Origin of the sequence: Flavobacterium sp. UBA4197, from assembly GCF_002379575.1 — a bacterium.
Taxonomy (GTDB): Bacteria; Bacteroidota; Bacteroidia; order Flavobacteriales; family Flavobacteriaceae; genus Flavobacterium; species Flavobacterium inviolabile.
The window spans coordinates 207,783-227,309 of record NZ_DFUB01000018.1 but is presented as its reverse complement, the minus strand read 5'-3'; the positions used below and the strand labels follow the sequence as shown (position 1 = coordinate 227,309).

Genomic DNA, 19,527 nt, shown 5'->3' with positions numbered 1-19,527 from the left:
TTTATAACATAACGCCAGCCATATTAACAGTAAAACTATGAGAACAGTTGTAAAACTTTTATTGATATATTTTCTTTTTCTTTCCTGTAAAAGCAGTATTAACTCACAGATGATTCAAAAAGGGTTAAAACAAGATGCTATTATAAATGTTGTGAACGATTTTTCAAATATTAATAAGAGTAAAACAAATACTGTATACGAAGTACATGAATTAGAAGAATCTAACAACTTATTCTGTTTTATGATTACTAAGAGAGATAAGGTTTGGCCACAACCACATGATACAATTGGGGCAGTTTCTAAATATTTTCCAACAAAATTTAAAGAAATAAACAAAAACTTATTTGTATGGAATGATTCGACCTCAATCCTTAGTAAGGAACTCATTAGTAAATTACAAAATTATAAAGCAATAGACTCTACAGTTTATAAAATAAAAACCGGAAAATTAGACGATAGTAATTGGCCAATCGTAAAAAGTGATGATTCAAAGAAAGCTGTTTTTTACTTTATATGTAAGGAGAACATATCAAAATTATATAAACAGAATTTAAATACTATAAAGTCTCCTGAGAATTATCCTAAAGTTGATTGTGGTGATAAAAAGTAATATCCAATTAAGGTAATTATATATTTATGAAACATTTAATCATAGTTGCTATCGCTTGTATTTTAATTAATATATCATGTGGTAAAAAAAACTCCGATGGCGCGGATTTGCAATCCGTTTCAATTGTATTTAGTAATAATAAAGGATGGATTAAGGCTTATATGAAGTACGTAATCACGACCCTGCGATTGGCAGATAGATGAATATTGATCCGTTGGCAGAGAAATCCAGAAGATGGACACCGTATAATTATGCCTATAATAATCCGATGTTCTTTATTGATCCGGATGGTATGCAGGCTGTAAGCACCTCTAATATTTATGATGACCGTATACAGATGACGACGGCGGTAAATAATGAGAAATATGTTGAGCGAGAAAATGGTGTTATATATAAAAGCGGACATTGGTCTGATACAGTTAGAGAAGATAATAATAATGATGAACCACCTGTTAATCTTTTTAAACCAACAGCTAAACAATCTAATCAAAAAGTGTTTAATGATGTCTTTAATGAGATGAATAAAAAAGAAAATTATGAAGACGGTGATGGAATATTTTTAATAATAACCAAGGTTATATAGTTACCTATAAAAATGGGCAGGAAATAAATAGAATATTATATAGTGAATATAAAAAACAAAAAAAATATGAAAGGATTTTTTTTTACCACAATTGGAATACTTATTTGTTGCTTTACATCATGTGAAAAAAGAGAGAGCAAGGAAAAAATAGAAGAAGGTATTTCCCCTGCAAAATCATATTTTGAAGATTTCAATAATGACAAGAAAATACGTGAATTATCAGCCAAAATAGCCGAAAAAGGAGATACATTAGCATATAATGAATTAAAAGAGATATATTTTTTTAGCAGTCACACAAGGGACTTTTTACGTAACTCATTATTAATGGCTAATAATTTTGATTATCCAGAAGCATATTTTGATGTATATTTTATTTTAAAGGACGATTTGATTAATGGCTCAAATGTAAAATCAAATAAGCTAGCTAATTTTTATTTACTAAAATCAAAAGAAAAAGGAGTACAAAGTGCTGAATCAATTGTAAAGGAAAGATTTGGAAGCCTGTCTACTTTACCTAAAGCTGATGATTATTGGATAGAAATTAATAGATAACAGTTCCGATGGCGCAGATTTATAATCCGCGCTATCGAATGGTGGTGTTAAACTTGCAATTCAATTTGGAAAAACAGAAAATCAAGTTTATCATGCTTTTCGACATATTGAAAAAATGGGGCTCAATCGTGCTGAAGTTATGAAAGCAATTAAAGCACATTTTCCTTCCGTTTCATCTAAATTAGTCGAAGGAAAACCTTTAAATTCGGTAATAGAAGTTGCAGGGCAAAAAATACAATATTCAGCATTTAAACTTTCAGATGGAACAATTAATATAGGTAAAATACATGGACTTTAAGATTAGAACACTTTTAAAAGATGAAGAAAGGCTTCTTGATTTTTTAATTAAAATGGCTTCAATATCAATCTCAAAAGATTGGCATAAAGATTTATTTGTACGTCAAATGGATGATGGGGGTATGGGCAGTTTAAGATTGTTTCCCCATGGAGTCATTGATGAGGATAGAATCTTTGGTGAGCAAATTTCCGAATATATTTTTGAAGATGAAGATGGTATAAAGGTAATCGCGTCTTTGAATGTCGATGAGGAGAATAATTTATTTGAATTAGATATTTGGAAAACAGATTATAGCCCGTTAATTAAAATACCTAACATTATTAGTTAATTTTTTAAAAGTCATTAACCCCAATTGCGCGGATTTGTAACCAATAAAGAAGCAAACTACACCCCACCGAAATTAACTTTAGCACGGGCGATAGAATTAATTACCTTTACAATGCTACTGGAATCAAGATACATAAAAAAGTAACCCTTTCCGGAAATACGACTGTAACGGATTATTTAAACGCATTCCATTACGAAAATCAGGAGTTGAAATTTTTCAGCCATCCTGAAGGATATGTAGCCGTAACCAGCGGAACGTTCTTTAATTATGTGTTCAATTATACCGATCATCTGGGGAATACACGCCTGTCCTACACGGAGAATAGTTTTACTTGAGAAACTACCTTTTCAATATATCAGTGTCAGTATTCAAATTTTAATATATTCATTAAAACAGCAATCGTTTTTACAAGAGAACCGCAAACACTATCACAATTACCTACAAGCTTTTCCCTTCATTCCAATAGTAACTATCGGGATATAATCTTTGTCCGAAAATTGCCGTACCAACCCTCACGATGGTAGCCCCTTCTTCAATGGCGGTTTCCAGATCGTTACTCATTCCCATAGATAATTCCGTCATTGCTACATCAGGAATAGCCAAAGCGCTAATTTGCTGCTGAATGCTTTTAAGCAGGCGGAAGCAGGTGCGGACCTTTTCGGTTTCGGCACTGAACAAGCCAATAGTCATTAAGCCTTTAATTTTCAGGGTTTCAAATTGGGCTACCTGCCGGATCAATCCGATCGCATCTGCCGGATGGACACCAAACTTGCTATCCTCGTTTGATGTATTGACCTGTATCAGTACTTCGATACTGCTGTTTTCAAGCTGTAGTCTGTGATGCAGTTTTTCGGCTAAATCCAGACGATCAAGCGACTGGATACAGGAAACATTGTATTTCAGGATATCTTTGATTTTATTGGTTTGCAAATGCCCGATAAAATGAGAGGTATGCGGAACGTGTTTTAAGGCTTCATACTTTTCTTTGAGTTCCTGCACTTTGTTTTCAGCGATCAGCGTTTGTCCGTGCTGTAAAGCAATTTTAATACGATTGGCAGCGACGGTTTTGGTCGCTAATAACAACTTTACCTCCTCAGGATTTCTGCCGGTTCGGATACAGGCCTTGGCGATCCGTTCTAAAATTTCATCAATATTCGTTATGATTTGATTTTCCATTTTTTAAGATTTTATCATGGAGGCCGGAAATGGATTCGAACCACTGTAAAAGGTATTGCGTACCCTTGCCTGACCACTCGGCCATCCGACCTGTTAAAACGGTAAGCTGTTTGGACTTACCGTACAGCCTGTTATTTCCACCAATGGTAGTAGTTGTGCAAGCCGTCATACTCGAATCCGCAACGCGGATAAAGCTGATTACCGATAGCATTTGTTTTTTCGGTTTCCAGCATCAGTCCGCATGCGCCTGTTTCTTCACACCATTGCTTACTGCGGTCTATTAATGCCACCGATATGCCCTTTCCTCTATAGTCCGGATGGACAAACAGATCACTCAACAGCCACTGTTTTTGCAGTTTGGTATAATGAAACAATTTGTATAACTGCACAAAGCCCACTGCCCTGCCATCGGCAATTGCTAAGAAAATATCCGATTCGCTGTTTAAGAATCGTTCTTTCAGGAATGCTTTCCCTTTTTCGACATCTGATTCCTGGCGGTAAAAAATACGGTAAAGATTGAATAATCCGGCTGACGCTTCCAGGTCTTCCAGACTGGCTTTTTTGATGTTGTAATGCATTGCTTGTAACTATTTTTAAAATGATAGTGCAAACGTATAACGCTATTGGACTATATTTGCAATCCAGTTTTAATATAACAGGTAGTCCAGAATGTTTCCATTTGAACATATAATCATCCTTGACAAAAAAAGTAAAGTCTCTGTTTACAAGCAGGTTGCTTTTGCGATAATTGATGCCATCAGAAACGGTGTTTTAAAACCCGGAACACATTTGCCCGGCAGTCGTGAACTGGCGGCATTGCTGCATGTACACCGCAAAACGGTCATCGCGGCCTATGATGAACTGGAAGCCCAGGAGTGGATCACAGTCTATCCGAGAAGATATGTAACGGTAGCCGAAAACCTTCCGTTGCTCCAGCCTAAAAAGTGGAATGAAAATAAAACCGGATTTTCCTATGACAATGAACTGAATGTTCCCTATCGGATAATTGACCGGCATGTCCCTTCGGAAAATGGTATTCCTGAAGTCATCATAGACGACGGGCATCCTGATGTCCGCCTTTCCCCTATTTCTGATTTATTGAAAACATACCGCCTGCTTACTTCCCGGACCTATGCCATCAAAAAAGCGCATATCGGCACGGCACAAGGCACGCTAAAACTCCGGGAAGAACTGGTTCATTACCTGTCGGTAACCAGAGGTTTGAATATTTCGGCCGATAATATCCTGATTACGCACGGAGCGCAAATGAGCATTTATCTTGCGGCACAATTGCTCTTAAACAGCCAGTCAGCGATTATCGTCGGGAAACCGAATTATGGTGTAGCCAACAAAACCTTTGCCGAAACCGGTGCAACACTCATTGAGGTACCTGTGGACAAAGAGGGCATCGATACCGATAAGATTGAACAGCTCTGCAAAAAGGAAAAAATCAGTGCGGTATATGTGATTCCGCACCATCATTACCCGACAACGGTAACATTGAGTGTGGAACGGCGGATGAAACTGCTGGAGCTTTCCGCAAGGTTTTCATTTGTGATCATCGAAGACGATTACGATTACGACTACCATTATGCTTCGTCTCCTTACCTGCCGTTGGCAAGTGCGCATCATCAGGGGAATGTGATTTATATCGGTTCATTTTCCAAGATCCTGGATCCTTCGTTGCGAATCGGATTTATGGTCGCTCCGAAAAATTTTGTAGCACAATGTACTGCCCTCCGGAAGATTATAGATGTGGGCGGTGACGGCTATATGCAAAATGCCCTGGCCATGCTGATTAAGGAAGGTGAACTCAAACGGCATCTGAATAAAGCTAAAAAAATCTACCACCAACGCAGGGATTTTTTAGATGAATTGCTGCGAAACAGATTATCCGGGCATGTTACCTACTCACTGCCATCGGGAGGAATGGCGGTCTGGATTACGCTTCAAAAAGATTTCTCTGTGGATGATCTTCAACAGAGCGGGAAATTAAAAATAATCCGAACCGACAGCGAATTAAATGCCTTTCGTTTTGGCTTTGCCTCAATGGACGAACGGGAACTGGAAGCAGCAGTTAACCTGTTGGCCAGTCGGTTGGGAAAACGTGATTTATGATTTTTTAATAAAATCCTGAAAACAAATATTTTCAGGATTTCGTTTAAAAAGTAACCGCCAAGGCACCCCCCATTTGTTTACCATCATAATAAGGTGTAAACATCGCAGTCGTATTCTTTGAACCGGTTTTGAATATATGTTCGTTTAAAAAAGGGTTTACCCAATATGCAAGTTTGGTGCTTAAAATGCCTATGCCGGCACCTGCTGTAACATCTGTTAGCCAATGCTTGTTATTGTAAATCCGGAATGCTCCTGTTATTGATGCTATGCCATAACCCGCTACGCCATACCAACAGGATTTGTCTTTGTATTCCTGAAATAAAAATTCTGCTCCTGCAAAAGCTATTGCTGTATGACCAGACGGGAATGCATACCGGGTATCGTCAGGTCTGTCTATGTTTGTACAGCGTTTTAATGCGGTTACAGAAGTAAAAATTATTAGCATTGATGTACCAAGGATTACACTTCTGTTCTGCAAGTTGTTTTTTCCTTTTATGTTCAGATTATTAAGCACATAAACAGACAATGCCGGAGTATATTGAGAAAAATCATCGACCGTTATTCTCTTATCGATGTCCTTCATAACTCTGCTTCTGATGTTTCGATTTAATTTTTGTAAACCATCATTCTGTAAACCAATGGCTCCATAGCCAATTAAAACAGCAGGAATTAATAATTGTTTGTAATTAAACGCTAAATTTTCAGGGGTCTTTTTACTTAGAGTGTCTGTTTCATTTAATGTTTGAGCTGTAGATGAGAAAGCTATTAAAGCCATTATTATACTCACGATTACCTTATTCATTTGGAAGATTTAAAATGTTACTGTTGCGCCTACTAAAGTGGTGTGATTAATCCGGTTTATCTGATAATCGATTTTATAAGGTTTTTTAACCATTGCTGTCACATTATCTTTTGCTATTTTAGTAATGCGTCTGTTTGCAATTTGTTTACCAATAACATAACCCATAAAAATACCAATGGGATAATCTGAAGTCCAATGTACTTTTCCACTCACCATATTAAAAGCCAGCACACCCATTAGGGAATAACCAACAGGTTTGATCCATTTTATTTCCGGATAGTTTGTTGAAATGATCGTTAACGTTGACATAAAAGTGGCAATATGCCCGGATGGCATAGCATCATAATTAGGAGTATTGCTTTGAAATGCCGTAAAACTTGGAAATGGATTCCAGTCACCACCACTGTTATTATCTGCAATAGCGGCACTTGGACTCTGTCTTCCTGTAATTCTTTTTAACGTTTGTGTGGCAACGCCCACAGATAATAATCCCTCTACCAGTTCACTGGAGGTATTCAATGCTCTTAAATCATTGTTTTTTAGTTTACCGATACTTAGAAAAATTGCACTTAGAATAAGTGTGGTCCCACCATTTCCCGTATAATAAACTGCCGAACTAATGTTTTTGGGAACAATGGTGAAAATCCCGGCAACAGTACCGTATTTACTATCTTTGTCCCAACCACCCATCCGGGATCCGAGTTCTCCGGCTCCGTCCAGTATTTTTTGATCAAAAGGCAATATTGCTGCTGTACTTCCCAGTACTAAAGCATCCCATTTCAGATTTTCTTTTTGTATTGTAAATACTCCGAAATCATAGATATTATGAGGAATGTATTTAACCATATCAAAGAATTTTGGTTTGGAATACTCATAAATATAATGGTCATCTATATTCGTAAATCGTTGGATTGACTTGTCTGCTACTGAATTGGCTTCTGTCTCGAAGCCAGTCCGTAAATCAGGTTTTATATTTGATAAATTATTGTTTTTTAAAGAGTCTGTTTCTGGTGGCACTTGTGCCATTAACATAGAGGAAATAAAAACAGTGATTAAGCTTAGTATTGTTCTGCTCATTTTTTCGAAACTGTATCGTTTTGATTTTAAGGTTTATAAATCGTTTTGGTTTGTCATTATAGTTAATAGTGTGGCTACCATCATTATAGCTGTATTTAAGGTGTTATCACCTATTCATACCAGTTTGTCATTAAAAAGCTATGGCATAATCAGAAGGGGAATAGAAGTAGAAAGGATATAATCCAAATGGGGGCTTTGTATATCGTTTATAAATGAATTAATGTGTTTACAACTTTGGATAATTTATACGACCTCATAGATTCTATAATTACCGAAGATTTTGAAGTTTTAAACATTGTGCGATAGCAGCAGATGCAAATAAGCTAAAAATTATAAATACTCCCGGAAGCATCTATATTGTTAATCTGGTAATAATAAAGTTAATTTAAGGTGAAATTTGAAGCAAAAATAGTAATTAATTTTTCCTACAATTTTTATTAATGTTAATAAATAGCAATTATTTAAATTTTAACAGTACTTCGTTATAGAAAAGCGGCAGACAACTGTTATATATTAACAAACAGTATTTTATATATAACAAGTGGTGATAATTTGCCGGATTGATTAAGTTTTTTTTATTGAGCGCTATTCGATATGATACTTCCTGAATAATTCTATTTTATTAAAAGGCACAGCTAAACAATTGGTAATATGTGAACAAAAGTCGCGTTCAAAAATCTAATTTTATTTTTATAGCTAAAAGCCGGGGTTGCTTTTTATTTCGGCTATTTCCCGATTTTGTAGATTACAGCATCTTTTTCGTATTCAAGACCGCTTTTTCAAGAACTTTTATCGAACCGGCATTTTCTTTTATTGCCGATCCGATTATAGGTTTCAATTTTAGTTTTTCAAATACCTTTTTTAAATTCCACAAAACCGCTGTTGGCAGCTGGCTTATACTTTGTTATATTTCCTGTTTAACTGTTTCTTTTCTATAAAGAAGTAAAGTCAACCCTAAAGAAAAAAGCATGCAGCTTAGTACCATACAAACTCCGTTTTTCAGTATAAAAAATGAAAAACCTACAGCAGGTGCACCCAGTATAACCAGTAAGGCTTTTAGAGTATGGGTTTTAATAAAGTTTGATGCATGAACTGCCAATCCTATAAAGAGCAGGGATGGTCCAATAATAATAAAAGGATACAGAATTGAGGGCGTATTGCTAATGTGTTCGCTTAATTTCATCTTGGCATTATCGTCATTTCCAAAACTCCACATTATAAAGTCAATGGTGCAAAGACCTATATGTGCAATAACACCTAATGCCGTTAGAAAAGAAGCTAAAGTGTTCCATTTGTTTTTGGGAAACACTTTATTAAACGACAGTAGTAATACCGCTCCAATCAGGTTAAACCAATGTGCAAAATCTATGGGTTTCTGAAAATATGCTAGTTTAGAACCTTGCGAAAACATGATATAACTAACAACAAAAAACAATAACCCGATCAAACAAATACTTTTTGGTTTCATAATTTTTCTATAAGGACATTTTTTTGTTACATTAATTTGCCGTTGCCTTTTTTACAAGCTTGCTGTTAATATTGTTTTTTACGAAACTTTCCACAGGCTTATTTCCTGAAAAACTTTACGCTAATATAATTCATTTGGACACTGATATTCTTTTGTGTGTCAGGTATAATTTTTCAGGCTAATTATAATTAATAAGTATGTTATATTTCAATTTTTTAGGATTGGTACATTCGAGTATATAATTATCTGAGTTTATTATAAGCTAGAGTCAGCGAACAGATTAATTTCTGTTAAAGTTAGCATTTTTTGTAAAGAAAAAGAGGCAAGTTGTCGAAGCAACAATCTATTTCACCAAACCGTTAACAGCGGTTGACCATTTAAAAATTATAACCAATGGTTTGAAGGCTTTATATCGTTTTGCTTTAATTCATAAATTTTAGGCTCTACTTTTAGCCATAAGTAATCTATAATTTCTTCCATGACTTTGCTAATTGAGATTATAGCTTTAACTGTTTCTGCATCAAACGATTTAGAAACAACATCTCTTATTCTTTCTCTTCGCATTAATGTTGGCGGATGTGTTTCTGAGAGAGTGTCCATATCAATGGAACCAAATTTAAGAATCGAAAGTGTCTTTTCAACCGCGTCAATGCAGCCAAAAAAAACCTCTATTCCCCAATAACTCAATGAAATATCAAATCCTCTTCGTTGCATAACGTGAATAAGAATATTGGTACCAATAAAGTCTGCTTCAAATTCTTGTTTCCAGTTAGTAATAATTTCATTTGTTTCACTGTTGGCAATATCATATCCTGCATTAATATCGCTATCTAAATGTCCAGCTATTAAATGTCCAAATTCATGGGCGAATACAAAATATTCAAAGCCATTTCTTAACAGATCGGCTAATGGCGTGTAATTTTCTTCCAAAAAATATTGTTTTGCATGATGGGGGTTTCCTAGAACAACATATGAAACTAAAACTTCAAAAAACCTCTCGACAATTATAGAATTCTGGTTTATATGATTTTTGCATTCATTAACATCTGTGGAAAAATTCAACATGCCATTTTCAGTTATTTTAAAAATAAAAGAACTTGCAATGGATTTACACATTAGATTTGCAAAACCGAAAAGTCCAGTTTCTAAAATAACTAGTTTATAAGGATTTTCAGGCACTTTCATTGCCATTCCGTTCACACGATTGGTTGGTAAAGTCCCAAATAAATAATTTTCTGGTGGTTTATAAGATAATATTTTGAAAACTTCTTCAAACTCTTTAACGACATCACTTAGTAGAGAATACCATTCAGCTATCTCATACTTTGTTGTTTTATCCGCTTGACTTTTTATCCGGATTTCTTCCCATTCTTTTTTAAAATTTTCAACGGCAACTTTGTTATAGGAAGTATTTCTTGATTTAAGCCATTCAATTATGAATGCATCATCTACATACAAAGCGTCTGCTTCTCTTTCTTGCGAAATGAAAGGTATATTATAGAAACTGTAAACTTGTTCTTGAAGTTTTTCTAAAAATAGTTTTGCTTCGTATTCAAATTGATTTTCCAAAATTCAAATTTAAAAGGTCACTGTAAACTCTATTCCAGATGTGCCCGAGAGTGCTCCTTTTGCTATTGACATCAAAGCAACTTCTCCCGAAGCGCTAAATGTCAGGGTAAACTTTGCCTCAGATATTTTGCATTTTTCATTAGACATTTTGACATTTGCTAAAATTTCGGTAATATCACTAATTGTCTCCTGAAATTTACTTTTGATGACATCGCTTCCCACATCAATTATCCGTGTTGATATTTTTTCAAAATTTGGAAGTGGTAAAGATGATTTTGTCTCGGGTATTTGTTGATCTACAATAATTTTCATAATATTTAATGGTTTTCGATTAAAAGTTTTTTTGTCATTTGGCGCTAGAGTTGCGGCTAACGTCCCACGACTTTGAGAAGTCACTCACTTATATCTGAGTCCGTCTCTGCTAAGATAGTAGACTTAATTTATTTTCTTTAAAACAAAATTTATATGCCAAACCAACCTTTTAAATGAACCGTTATCTAATGCTCTTTGACCAGTTAGCATACTAGTAAAAAATACTGGAACTCCATCTAATTCTGAATCGATAATCTTATACGTTCCTAAATTGTCATCAAATTCAAAATCAAAGTCCATCCAAACACCTGTATTTTTTTGTTTGTCTTTATCTAAACCCATAAAATGTCTAGACATAGTATTTGTGACCACTAGAATTTTTGGTACCGCATTAGTAATTATTTTTTTTGATAGTTGTAATTGATTGTAAATAAATCCTATTCCGTTTTTGTCATTCAATAATTCGGAAATATACTTTTGATTTGTTTCTCGAAAATATAATAGATCGAAATGTGTCCAAGGCAAATCAATTTCTTTAGAAATTTTTTTGAATTTATTGAAGTATTTATGCATTTTTTCATCATCATCATTATTATTGAAAAAATAGCTTCCCCTCTTTTTGTTTTTACCAGAAAATGAAGGGTTTATGCCAATAAATAAAATTGTATTTTTAATTATCTCATCATGAACTGCATAACCTCGCGATAGCAACTCTTTGTTCTCAATTTTTGCTTCATCCCAAATTTGATCGATTTCAGATTTATAAAAATCCTTTACGCTAAATTTCTCCATTTAGATAGATTATATGTTTTTTACAAAAGCTAACATTAACGTTCTATAACTAACTACAGTTGATTTCAATTTATGAATTATTTGATTTAACGATTAAACTGTTCAAACCTCCACTCGAAATGGGGCTAATAGATACTATTATGGTAAATCGCTGTTAATAGCCGATGATTCTATCATTTATCGTCTGAGCAAGCATGCCAGCAACGGTTTTCGCAGTCGTGCCAGCACTTCATTTCATTATCTCCCCTTGCCATTTCTTCTCTAAAAGTTTCAAGGTAACGGTCTTTTGTCAAGAAGAACGAGTTTTTCAAGTCAATTTCGTCTTGTTCACCTCTCATTCCAAAATAAGGAAAATGGTGCAAGTAATGTCCGAAAACAGTGTCACAGTCTTTGTGATACGCTCTCGTGTCAAGAATATGGTAATGCCAAAACTTGTCCATAATTTTATTTGGCACAATTCCTTTTCCATACTTCTTGCATAAGTGTAAATAGCGTTTGTATTCTACTTCAGCACTTTCACATTGTTCATGTGTCCAGTTTTCACCTTCTTCAGGTTCGCGAAGTTTCATTTTAACCATTTCAAGATCAAGGTTGGCAATTACCGAGTCAATGCTCTTTTGGTTGATTAATGAAGAAATTCGTCCTACACTAATCGGATCAGGATAAATTAAAACAGTCTGCTCCATTTTACTTTAATTTTTGATTTATAATTTTTTTGCTGTCAACCAAAATCTTTTGAGAAAGCGGTCTTTGCTTCCTTCAATTGGTGTTCTACCATGAAAAATTCTATGATTGTCTACAATAAGAATATCCCGTTCTTTCAAGTTTATTCTAATTGGTTTGGTCTGTTTAATAAGTCGCTGAAAATCAAGCATAGCATTATTTTGCTTGTCTTCGTTTTTTACAAGCCAAAATGAATAGTAAAATTTTCTATTTCCTTTTTCATCTGTTGCGACCAAAGGATAACTCTCTTTATCGTCAGGAAAAATTTTATGTTCAAAAAGTTCTATTGTTTTGAGCTGTTGTTTATAGTCGTCTGAAAGTTGCTGGTAAATTTTTTCTACGTCAATTAGAATACTGTCGCCTCCTAAGTCTGTTTGTTTGTAGCAATACCAAATTATGTATTTGGCTTTATGGTGGTCGGTATGAAAGTCAAGTCCACGAGTAGAAGTTACCATTCCTTTACTTTCAGATTTTACGACTACATCAGTAGTAAAAATAACTTCCCCTAACGAATTTATCAAATCGCTTAATTGTTCTTCGGTCTGATCAGTTAAATGAAGAAAACCATTATCTAAAAGTTCTTTTATCACATTGCGAATATATTATATAGTGTCATAATCTTATCTTTTTATAAAACTTTTTCACATGTATATTTCGTAAAAAAGTATATAATCCTATTTCTTAAAGTTGCTTTGTTAATTCACTTAAATAAGACATATACTCTAACAAAATAGCAATACTGTTAAATCCTAAAGAAAGTAATTTATATATAACAAAACAATACGTGTTTTTACGTAATTTACTCATCCTTAATGTTTTTTTTGTATGAACTAAGGAAGTTTTCCAATATATGAATGGGATGTTCTGAGTGATAATAAAGCATAGCTCTATTTATATGAGGAAGAATAAAGTCAATTGAATAATGTGATTTGTTTTTATATAAAAAAATCCGGCAAATTTAAAATTTACCGGATTTTTCGGCCGATGAGGAATTCCCCTTCGGTATAAACAAAATGTTCTGAACCAGCTGAGCTAATCGCTCTTTTGTTTTCCGTAGTCCGTAATGGTGTTACTGATTAGATAATGTATAACCCTGTATTTGCAGTACTAAACGATTTAAAACAAATTATTCAAAAACGTCCGTATAATCTACCAAACTTTCTAAAAATCCGGTAAAGGAAGCTGCTATTTTCGTTAACTCAACTTCTGAGTAATACACAAAAATACTTCCGTATTCTTTTTGATCTAAAGCCATTGCTAAATAACCTGTTTCTGTATAACCGATACTAAGGTAATTCTCTGGTAAATAATCTTGTTTTTCGACCAGTGGTGTACCATATTTTATAGATTTAAAACTTGAAAGAAGTATACCATCATCCGGTTCTCCGAAATAAAGAGAATAACTTTGAGGAAGTCCTCCATTGTATTTTAGCATATGAACCCGATAATCTTCAGGTAAAGTTAACCCTATTTCCTGTTCAAACTCATTTAATTCTTCTTCAGTGATAAGTTCATTTTCTATTCTAAAATCTATCATATTCTTATGATTATAATTATTTAGATGATTATATACTTGAATATACCAATAAAAAATTCAGTCTAAATTCAGTTCTCGACTAGGTTTAGGCTGAATCTTAATGATAATTTAAATGGAAAAAAGCCGAAATAGATTAAAAATTGGATTGGTGTACATTCAAGTATATAAATACCACAGCTCATTACAAAAATGCAGCTTAACTTTTTCTCCTGTTTTTGTTTGCATGTTCAGGATTATTCAGAAGAATAATCAACAAGCTCTTCCAGGAATTCAGAAAAGGAAAGAGCGGCAAATTCCAGTTCTGCAGTAGAATAATAAACATATATTACCCCATAATTTTCTTCCCGTAAAGACATGCAGATATTTCCACCTCTGATACTACCTATATTAAAATAACCTTCATCCAGAATTCCTTCATTGAACTCATTGTTTTCAATAAAATTTGACTCTCCATATTTCAAAGAATAGATTTCAAACACATTGATATCATCATCATAATCTCCTAAAAAAACTTCAGTAGAATCAAAATAGGCACCATTGCTTTTCAATAAAAAAGCTTTATAATCTTCCGGAAATATACTTCCTATTTGACTCTCGACTTCACTGATTTCACTTTCAGTGACAAGCTTATTATTAATCGTTATATCTATCATTTTAATTTAAATTTAATACATTTTCAATTTGAACAAAACTTCCCATATGCGGCAATGTTTTATTATGTGCTTCAGTTCGTATAATCTGCATTGTTCCTTTCAGATTTTCGTCTAAATCATCCAAATGGTGCCAGGTCAGCTGCAATTTTGATTCTAATTTAGCGCCCAATGTGGGATCGATTCCCATCGCTTTCCAGCAATTATCAAAATCTGACCTTCTTACTCCGGTCATATTTACTTTGACCTCTCCGTCAAATTTAATAATTTTATTCAAGGCATCATCAAATACTTGTTTAGAAACACCCGAAATCGTTTTACCGTTTCCTAATTTTCCTTGCGCATTGAGATACATTTTTAACCCCTTAAAATCAGGTGAAGTACCGTTAGCACTTACCGGAACATTATAACCTTTTGCTTTTGCTAATTCCGGATCATATACAACCCGGGTATTCTTTTTTAACTGAGTTTTTGTTGCTTTAATAATTGCAGCCCGCTCAGAAGCACTTTTGCTCATGAACGCTATATATTTTTCAATATGTTCTTCAGTACCTTTAAACAGCACTCTACCGGCATCATCTATTACATCTAAGTTTACCGTTGATTTTCCCCGCTTTACTATAGTAAAGTTTCTTTCGGATAAAAAATCTTTGTGTTTGAGAGAAAGACTTTCTGCTATCTCATCTAAAAGCCCCGGTCCTTTTTTCGCTTTCGTAAATGCTTCTTTTAGGATTTTTAATTCTTCTTTTGTAAGATTATCCACACCTTTAATTATATTTTGCATTTTTAATTCTAGCAAAAACTTTCTGAAAGAAAGTGCTCCCCGCTTGATACCAAGATCAGCCAGGCGGACTAATTTTGGTATAGCTGCCGGATTTATTCCGGAATTAAGTGTTGCTGCTGTTTCTAAAAATTCTTTAGCCGTATTACGGAACTCAATTGTCAGTTCGGCCTGTTTTACAATACTGAGCTGTACTTTATCCGCAAGTCCGTCGATTTTTGCGAGACTTTCTTTTAATATTTTAACATCATCGAAAGTTTTAGAACTTTTATTAAATACGCCTGCAACTTCTGTTATGGGTTCGGCTAATTTAAATACTGCGGCAAATGCCGCAACATCCAGTGCAGCTCCTGCTATCGCTACCACTACCCAAGCAAAACTAGGTTCGTCTTTTAACAATCCGATTTCATAACTATCATGAGCTTTGGAATATTGATCGAGGGCATCATATACATTATAGACACTCATTCCTAATGATACCGCTGTACCGGCAATAACATAAGGAGTTGCCGCTCCCCAGGTGGCCACAACTACTATGATAGAAGCAATAGCAAGACCGATATTAATAAAGATGTCTATCGTCCCGATATCATTGATTTTTTGCTTAATAGCTGAATCAATAATACTACCTTTTACAACACCTTGTTTCTGATAGGAATGTTCCAGTAATTCCTGACGTTTATATATCGCATCCGGATTTTCTTTTAAATCTTTACGAACATTTTTAGCACTTTCCTGTTTTGATTTTATAAATTCAAATAGAAAATTTTCAAACTCTTTTTGAGAGCTTACTTTAGCCAGTCTTTTATAGTCAAATGTTTTGTCTTTAAAAAGGAAGGAGTCCAGTGATTTTACTTCATCAATACCACTTTCCATTTCGGCTTTTCCTTCATCATACATTTTCAGTGCCTGAGTAGAACCATTACTCTGACCAGATATTAGCACAGCATTAAATTGCTTGGAATCTCCGTCTTTTATTTTTTTAGCTGCTCCGCTTTTGGTAAATGCAGTATAAAGCTTTGTCAGAACGCCGTCTTTCTTTAATCGTTCTTCTTCTTTGTATAATAAATGCTCATACTTATCGATATAATCTTCTGCCAAACGAACTGTTTCATCACGGAACGCATCAAGATATTTTTTAATCGTATTTTCAAAATCCTGAATATCTTCAAAGCCATTGTCTTTTGCCTTTTTATCCAGCTCCGGTTTATATGTCATTACAGCTCCTACAGCTGATTCACCACCCAATTTTAATAATTCAAAATACGCTCTATACTCCTTGTAAAGTTCTTCCAGACCAAATAATTTGGCTTCTAAAATATCGAGATCGTTTACGGCTTTTTCCCGCTCTTTTGCTTTCTCTAAATAGTTTCCAATGGACTTTCTTAAGTCGACGGCACTTGTTGTACTTGAAGTGGTTTTACTCTTCATATCATCCCACTGCTCATCGGTGATCCCTAAATATTTTTTCAGACTGGCAATTTCAACTTGACAAAATGTCTCTTCTCCGATGTAATTCTTATACGTATTTTTACCGATATCCCAGTTGATATCAGTAATCTTTCCGAAGATTTTCATATCTAAAAAGTTAAAAAACTCTTTATCACTTTTTATATCCATTGGAACGATACCCACACTTAACCTTATTTTTTCATTCGGAGGTGGTGTTTGTATTTCTTCTTCTTTCTGTACAGAAGATGCTTGTTCATTTTTAGACGCACTTTGCTCCTGCTCTCTTTCCAATTCTCCCAATTCCTCATCCATTTTCAGTAAAGTAACAGCATCAAAAACAGGTATGCCGATAATACCCCGATCGTATTGAAAAGCGGCCAATGCCAACTGTGTTTCCACAGTGAACTCCATTTCTTGTTCCGGTGCATTATAGCCTAACTTACGTAAAGCCTTATTCACCTCTAAAACAGCCAATCCGGTATTTGAAACTGTCAGAATCGATTGTCCGTTCTCGATTTTTTTAAAAGCCCGGTTTTTAAAGGCGCTATATGTGATTTGTGTTACCTCATTTTTTGACAATAGGATCGTAGCATCCTGATTCGTAACCTCTATATAGTTGTTCTCTGTCCGGGAATGCTCATTTTTTTGATTCTGTTCCCCTCCCGTTCTCTGCGCAAATGTTTTTCTACCCATTTTTTATACGTTGCTATACAGCTTATTTTTTTGTTCTGTTGATTTGATTTTATTCCGGTCTCCTGATAAAAGTGTTGATACGGGCTTGGTTTTTTCCGAAAGCTTTTTCGCTTTCAATCGCCAGAAAAGGACTTATCAACTCCTGTCCAATACTTTTTCCACCTTCATTATGCAGTGCTATCGCTACATTTTTCATGATGTTACGGATATTGGAACCGGTATAGGAATAGTCTTTTGCCAGATGTTTTAGAAAAGCTTCGCTTTCGAACATTACATTTTTAGGCAGGTATTGCTTCCAAAGCGCTTCCCGGGTAGCTTCGGTCGGACGGATGATATTAATTGACAAATCAATACGACGTTTAAAGGCTTCATCCATATTGTTTTCAAAGTTGGAAGCCAAAACCGTAAGCCCGTCAAACTTTTCGATGCGTTGCAGTAAATACGACACTTCCTGATTGGCATACCGGTCGTGGGCATCTTTTACATCCGAGCGTTTTCCGAATAACGAGTCGGCTTCATCAAAGAAAAGCATACAGTTTTTGCCTTGCAGGCGGTTAAAAAGAATTTCAAGGTTTTTTTCGGTTTCACCAATGTATTTACTAACTACCTGCGAAAGGTCTACATGGTACATATCAATACCGTATGTATTGGCAAGTATTCCGGCCAGCATTGTTTTTCCGGTTCCGGGCGCACCATAGAATAAGGCAATAAATCCGGATTTAAAATGGTGCTCGTTACTTTTAAAAAAACCGCTTTCCAATGCTTTAATATATTGCCCGATTGGTTTTATCTGTTCTCGTACCATCGGCTCCAAAACAATATCATCCAATGTTAGATCCGATTCGTATAAACTTCCGGGAAAATAGGTTCCGTGATCCAATCGTGGTTTTTTACCCGACAGGAAATAGTTTAAATACGCTTTATCCAACTCAATTTTTCCGTAAATAAAATCCGTTTCCGTACGATTGTAAATAATATCATTTTGCAATAAGACACTTCCCGCTATCAGTTTGGTATTATAAAGTGACCATAAGGACAAATCTTTTCCGGCCAGTAAAAAGAGTGCGGTTTGAAAGGTTGGCTTAAACGATCGGTTTGTTTTATTGTATTCTCCGCCAACATCGATTGCAAATGCGCTACTGCTTTCTTCTATTTGTATAAACGATTTGAATAACGACGGATAATGGGCCGATGCAATACCTAAAGCCAATAAAACCCGATCCATTTCCTGAAGTTGATACGTATTGATAATAATTCCGTAAGGTGAATCCGAATCTGTTTTCGGCAATACAGGGATTTCCTCAACCGGTTCAAAATCGAGTTTTCCTTGTAAAAACAGTTCTTTACAACGTATTGAGATCAAAGATTCCAACCATTCCATTTCTTTATTTAAAGAATCATGATTCACATTAATTGTTTTTGATAGATCAATGTGCGGCTCCACCTTTTCAGTGGTATGTACCTGTTTTTTTATAGGTTTTTCCGGAATGATTTCATTTAAAAGGACAGAATGGCTCATAATTATTTTTGATTTCTAAATATATTCTTTTGAGGTACTATTTATAGCCGTCAAAATTATCAGAAGCAATCTTATCTGGCTAGTTATAAAACCATTGTATTCTGTCTTTGCAGTGAAAAGTATCTTTAGGACACTAAAAAAGGACAATCTTTTGATTGTCCTTATATCGTTGGGATTTCAGAAAAATACCAAATTTGTTTTACTCTGAATTCGGCTCCGGTTGCCTGAAAACAGATTTTAAAGTTTGATAAGAATGGTATCTTCGCATAATGGATATAAAAAGCCCAGATAATATATTATCTGGGCTTTTGTAAAATCAAAAGTTCAGCATTTGAAATAGCCTAGGCGCACCGGAAATAAATGATGAATAGGATGCTAAAAAAGTATTCGGAAACCTGAAACAAAAAGTACTTTCCTTACCATCATCTGAATGATCGTAAGAACGAAAAAAAACTGTATTTATAAATGCTATTTCCTTACCATTTTC

General features: G+C 34.7%; 22 protein-coding genes and 1 tRNA gene. 8 read left to right on the top strand and 15 right to left on the bottom strand.

Annotated features, from left to right (window positions below):
- Window positions 1-37: 37 nt before the first annotated feature.
- The 6 genes from B3394_RS11090 to B3394_RS11065 all read left to right on the top strand — a co-directional run bounded on the left by B3394_RS11090 (window position 38) and on the right by B3394_RS11065 (window position 2,706).
- Window positions 38-610 (top strand): hypothetical protein, encoded by a 573-nt coding sequence (locus B3394_RS11090; RefSeq protein WP_286920672.1) that lies wholly within the window; start codon window positions 38-40, stop codon window positions 608-610.
- Between the two features lie 214 nt (window positions 611-824).
- A complete protein-coding gene (locus tag B3394_RS11085) occupies window positions 825-1,193 on the top strand; it encodes a hypothetical protein (protein WP_286920671.1) in 369 nt (122 codons plus the stop codon).
- 66 nt (window positions 1,194-1,259) lie between these two features.
- Complete coding sequence (locus B3394_RS11080; protein ID WP_286920668.1) at window positions 1,260-1,745, top strand: hypothetical protein; 486 nt, start codon at window positions 1,260-1,262, stop codon at window positions 1,743-1,745.
- Between the two features lie 139 nt (window positions 1,746-1,884).
- Window positions 1,885-2,043 (top strand): hypothetical protein, encoded by a 159-nt coding sequence (locus tag B3394_RS11075; protein ID WP_286920663.1) that lies wholly within the window; start codon window positions 1,885-1,887, stop codon window positions 2,041-2,043.
- On the top strand, window positions 2,033-2,371 hold the full coding sequence (locus B3394_RS11070) for a DUF6984 family protein (protein WP_286920661.1): 339 nt from the start codon (window positions 2,033-2,035) through the stop codon (window positions 2,369-2,371). The genes B3394_RS11075 and B3394_RS11070 overlap by 11 nt, the downstream gene beginning before the upstream one ends.
- A gap of 206 nt (window positions 2,372-2,577) precedes the next feature.
- Window positions 2,578-2,706: a hypothetical protein gene (locus B3394_RS11065; protein ID WP_286920660.1), complete on the top strand. Its 129-nt coding sequence runs from the start codon at window positions 2,578-2,580 to the stop codon at window positions 2,704-2,706.
- A 103-nt stretch (window positions 2,707-2,809) separates the two neighbouring features.
- On the opposite strand, the gene B3394_RS11060 is transcribed toward B3394_RS11065, so the two are convergent.
- From B3394_RS11060 to B3394_RS11050, 3 genes are all read right to left on the bottom strand, one after another.
- Entirely contained in the window at window positions 2,810-3,547 is a 738-nt protein-coding gene (locus tag B3394_RS11060) for a YggS family pyridoxal phosphate-dependent enzyme (protein WP_286920655.1), read from the bottom strand.
- 17 nt (window positions 3,548-3,564) lie between these two features.
- A tRNA-Cys gene (locus B3394_RS11055) sits at window positions 3,565-3,638 on the bottom strand.
- 40 nt (window positions 3,639-3,678) lie between these two features.
- The gene (locus tag B3394_RS11050; RefSeq protein WP_177733502.1) at window positions 3,679-4,125 is read right to left on the bottom strand and encodes a GNAT family N-acetyltransferase; all 447 of its coding nucleotides are present in this window, start codon (window positions 4,123-4,125) and stop codon (window positions 3,679-3,681) included.
- 91 nt (window positions 4,126-4,216) lie between these two features.
- Between B3394_RS11050 and B3394_RS11045 the strand changes: the two genes are divergently transcribed.
- Window positions 4,217-5,665 carry a PLP-dependent aminotransferase family protein gene (locus B3394_RS11045; RefSeq protein ID WP_286920654.1) on the top strand — a complete coding sequence of 483 codons (1,449 nt, stop codon included), beginning with the start codon at window positions 4,217-4,219 and terminating at the stop codon, window positions 5,663-5,665.
- A 43-nt stretch (window positions 5,666-5,708) separates the two neighbouring features.
- Here the strand turns inward: B3394_RS11045 and B3394_RS11040 are convergent, their stop codons facing one another.
- Together B3394_RS11040 and B3394_RS11035 are read right to left on the bottom strand one after the other, a co-directional pair.
- Window positions 5,709-6,467, bottom strand: coding sequence for a phosphatase PAP2 family protein (locus B3394_RS11040; RefSeq protein ID WP_286920642.1), 759 nt, complete (start codon window positions 6,465-6,467; stop codon window positions 5,709-5,711).
- A 9-nt stretch (window positions 6,468-6,476) separates the two neighbouring features.
- Entirely contained in the window at window positions 6,477-7,313 is an 837-nt protein-coding gene (locus B3394_RS11035) for a phosphatase PAP2 family protein (RefSeq protein ID WP_286920631.1), read from the bottom strand.
- 70 nt (window positions 7,314-7,383) lie between these two features.
- On the opposite strand from B3394_RS11035, the gene B3394_RS11030 reads away from it, so the two are divergent.
- Window positions 7,384-7,725 carry a hypothetical protein gene (locus tag B3394_RS11030; protein WP_286920626.1) on the top strand — a complete coding sequence of 114 codons (342 nt, stop codon included), beginning with the start codon at window positions 7,384-7,386 and terminating at the stop codon, window positions 7,723-7,725.
- Window positions 7,726-8,448: 723 nt separating this feature from the next.
- On the opposite strand, the gene B3394_RS11025 is transcribed toward B3394_RS11030, so the two are convergent.
- The 10 genes from B3394_RS11025 to B3394_RS10980 all read right to left on the bottom strand — a co-directional run bounded on the left by B3394_RS11025 (window position 8,449) and on the right by B3394_RS10980 (window position 19,040).
- Entirely contained in the window at window positions 8,449-9,012 is a 564-nt protein-coding gene (locus B3394_RS11025; RefSeq protein WP_286920621.1) for a hypothetical protein, read from the bottom strand.
- A gap of 384 nt (window positions 9,013-9,396) precedes the next feature.
- The gene (locus B3394_RS11020) at window positions 9,397-10,581 is read right to left on the bottom strand and encodes a hypothetical protein (protein ID WP_286920618.1); all 1,185 of its coding nucleotides are present in this window, start codon (window positions 10,579-10,581) and stop codon (window positions 9,397-9,399) included.
- 9 nt (window positions 10,582-10,590) lie between these two features.
- Complete coding sequence (locus B3394_RS11015; protein ID WP_286920581.1) at window positions 10,591-10,893, bottom strand: Pepco domain-containing protein; 303 nt, start codon at window positions 10,891-10,893, stop codon at window positions 10,591-10,593.
- Between the two features lie 123 nt (window positions 10,894-11,016).
- On the bottom strand, window positions 11,017-11,685 hold the full coding sequence (locus tag B3394_RS11010; RefSeq protein WP_286920546.1) for a hypothetical protein: 669 nt from the start codon (window positions 11,683-11,685) through the stop codon (window positions 11,017-11,019).
- 173 nt (window positions 11,686-11,858) lie between these two features.
- A complete protein-coding gene (locus tag B3394_RS11005) occupies window positions 11,859-12,371 on the bottom strand; it encodes a glycine-rich domain-containing protein (protein WP_286920508.1) in 513 nt (170 codons plus the stop codon).
- Between the two features lie 18 nt (window positions 12,372-12,389).
- Window positions 12,390-12,998, bottom strand: a complete 609-nt coding sequence (locus B3394_RS11000) for a TauD/TfdA family dioxygenase (protein ID WP_286920479.1) — start codon at window positions 12,996-12,998, stop codon at window positions 12,390-12,392.
- A gap of 536 nt (window positions 12,999-13,534) precedes the next feature.
- Window positions 13,535-13,945, bottom strand: a complete 411-nt coding sequence (locus tag B3394_RS10995) for an SMI1/KNR4 family protein (protein ID WP_286920452.1) — start codon at window positions 13,943-13,945, stop codon at window positions 13,535-13,537.
- A 233-nt stretch (window positions 13,946-14,178) separates the two neighbouring features.
- Window positions 14,179-14,598, bottom strand: a complete 420-nt coding sequence (locus B3394_RS10990) for an SMI1/KNR4 family protein (RefSeq protein ID WP_286920439.1) — start codon at window positions 14,596-14,598, stop codon at window positions 14,179-14,181.
- 1 nt (window position 14,599) lies between these two features.
- Complete coding sequence (locus B3394_RS10985; RefSeq protein ID WP_286920438.1) at window positions 14,600-17,521, bottom strand: HNH endonuclease; 2,922 nt, start codon at window positions 17,519-17,521, stop codon at window positions 14,600-14,602.
- Window positions 17,522-17,570: 49 nt separating this feature from the next.
- The gene (locus B3394_RS10980; RefSeq protein ID WP_286920437.1) at window positions 17,571-19,040 is read right to left on the bottom strand and encodes an ATP-binding protein; all 1,470 of its coding nucleotides are present in this window, start codon (window positions 19,038-19,040) and stop codon (window positions 17,571-17,573) included.
- Between the last annotated feature and the right edge of the window lie 487 nt (window positions 19,041-19,527).

Coding starts and splice junctions, on each gene's coding strand:
- B3394_RS11080 (WP_286920668.1), top strand. CDS start 1,260: ATGAAAGGATTTTTTTTTACCACAATTGGAATACTTATTTGTTGCTTT.
- B3394_RS10990 (WP_286920439.1), bottom strand. CDS start 14,598: ATGATAGATATAACGATTAATAATAAGCTTGTCACTGAAAGTGAAATC.
- B3394_RS11070 (WP_286920661.1), top strand. CDS start 2,033: ATGGACTTTAAGATTAGAACACTTTTAAAAGATGAAGAAAGGCTTCTT.
- B3394_RS11045 (WP_286920654.1), top strand. CDS start 4,217: ATGTTTCCATTTGAACATATAATCATCCTTGACAAAAAAAGTAAAGTC.
- B3394_RS11025 (WP_286920621.1), bottom strand. CDS start 9,012: ATGAAACCAAAAAGTATTTGTTTGATCGGGTTATTGTTTTTTGTTGTT.
- B3394_RS11035 (WP_286920631.1), bottom strand. CDS start 7,313: ATGGTTAAATACATTCCTCATAATATCTATGATTTCGGAGTATTTACA.
- B3394_RS10995 (WP_286920452.1), bottom strand. CDS start 13,945: ATGATAGATTTTAGAATAGAAAATGAACTTATCACTGAAGAAGAATTA.
- B3394_RS11075 (WP_286920663.1), top strand. CDS start 1,885: ATGAAAGCAATTAAAGCACATTTTCCTTCCGTTTCATCTAAATTAGTC.
- B3394_RS11010 (WP_286920546.1), bottom strand. CDS start 11,685: ATGGAGAAATTTAGCGTAAAGGATTTTTATAAATCTGAAATCGATCAA.
- B3394_RS11015 (WP_286920581.1), bottom strand. CDS start 10,893: ATGAAAATTATTGTAGATCAACAAATACCCGAGACAAAATCATCTTTA.
- B3394_RS11040 (WP_286920642.1), bottom strand. CDS start 6,467: ATGAATAAGGTAATCGTGAGTATAATAATGGCTTTAATAGCTTTCTCA.
- B3394_RS11060 (WP_286920655.1), bottom strand. CDS start 3,547: ATGGAAAATCAAATCATAACGAATATTGATGAAATTTTAGAACGGATC.
- B3394_RS11005 (WP_286920508.1), bottom strand. CDS start 12,371: ATGGAGCAGACTGTTTTAATTTATCCTGATCCGATTAGTGTAGGACGA.
- B3394_RS10980 (WP_286920437.1), bottom strand. CDS start 19,040: ATGAGCCATTCTGTCCTTTTAAATGAAATCATTCCGGAAAAACCTATA.
- B3394_RS11050 (WP_177733502.1), bottom strand. CDS start 4,125: ATGCATTACAACATCAAAAAAGCCAGTCTGGAAGACCTGGAAGCGTCA.
- B3394_RS11090 (WP_286920672.1), top strand. CDS start 38: ATGAGAACAGTTGTAAAACTTTTATTGATATATTTTCTTTTTCTTTCC.
- B3394_RS10985 (WP_286920438.1), bottom strand. CDS start 17,521: ATGGGTAGAAAAACATTTGCGCAGAGAACGGGAGGGGAACAGAATCAA.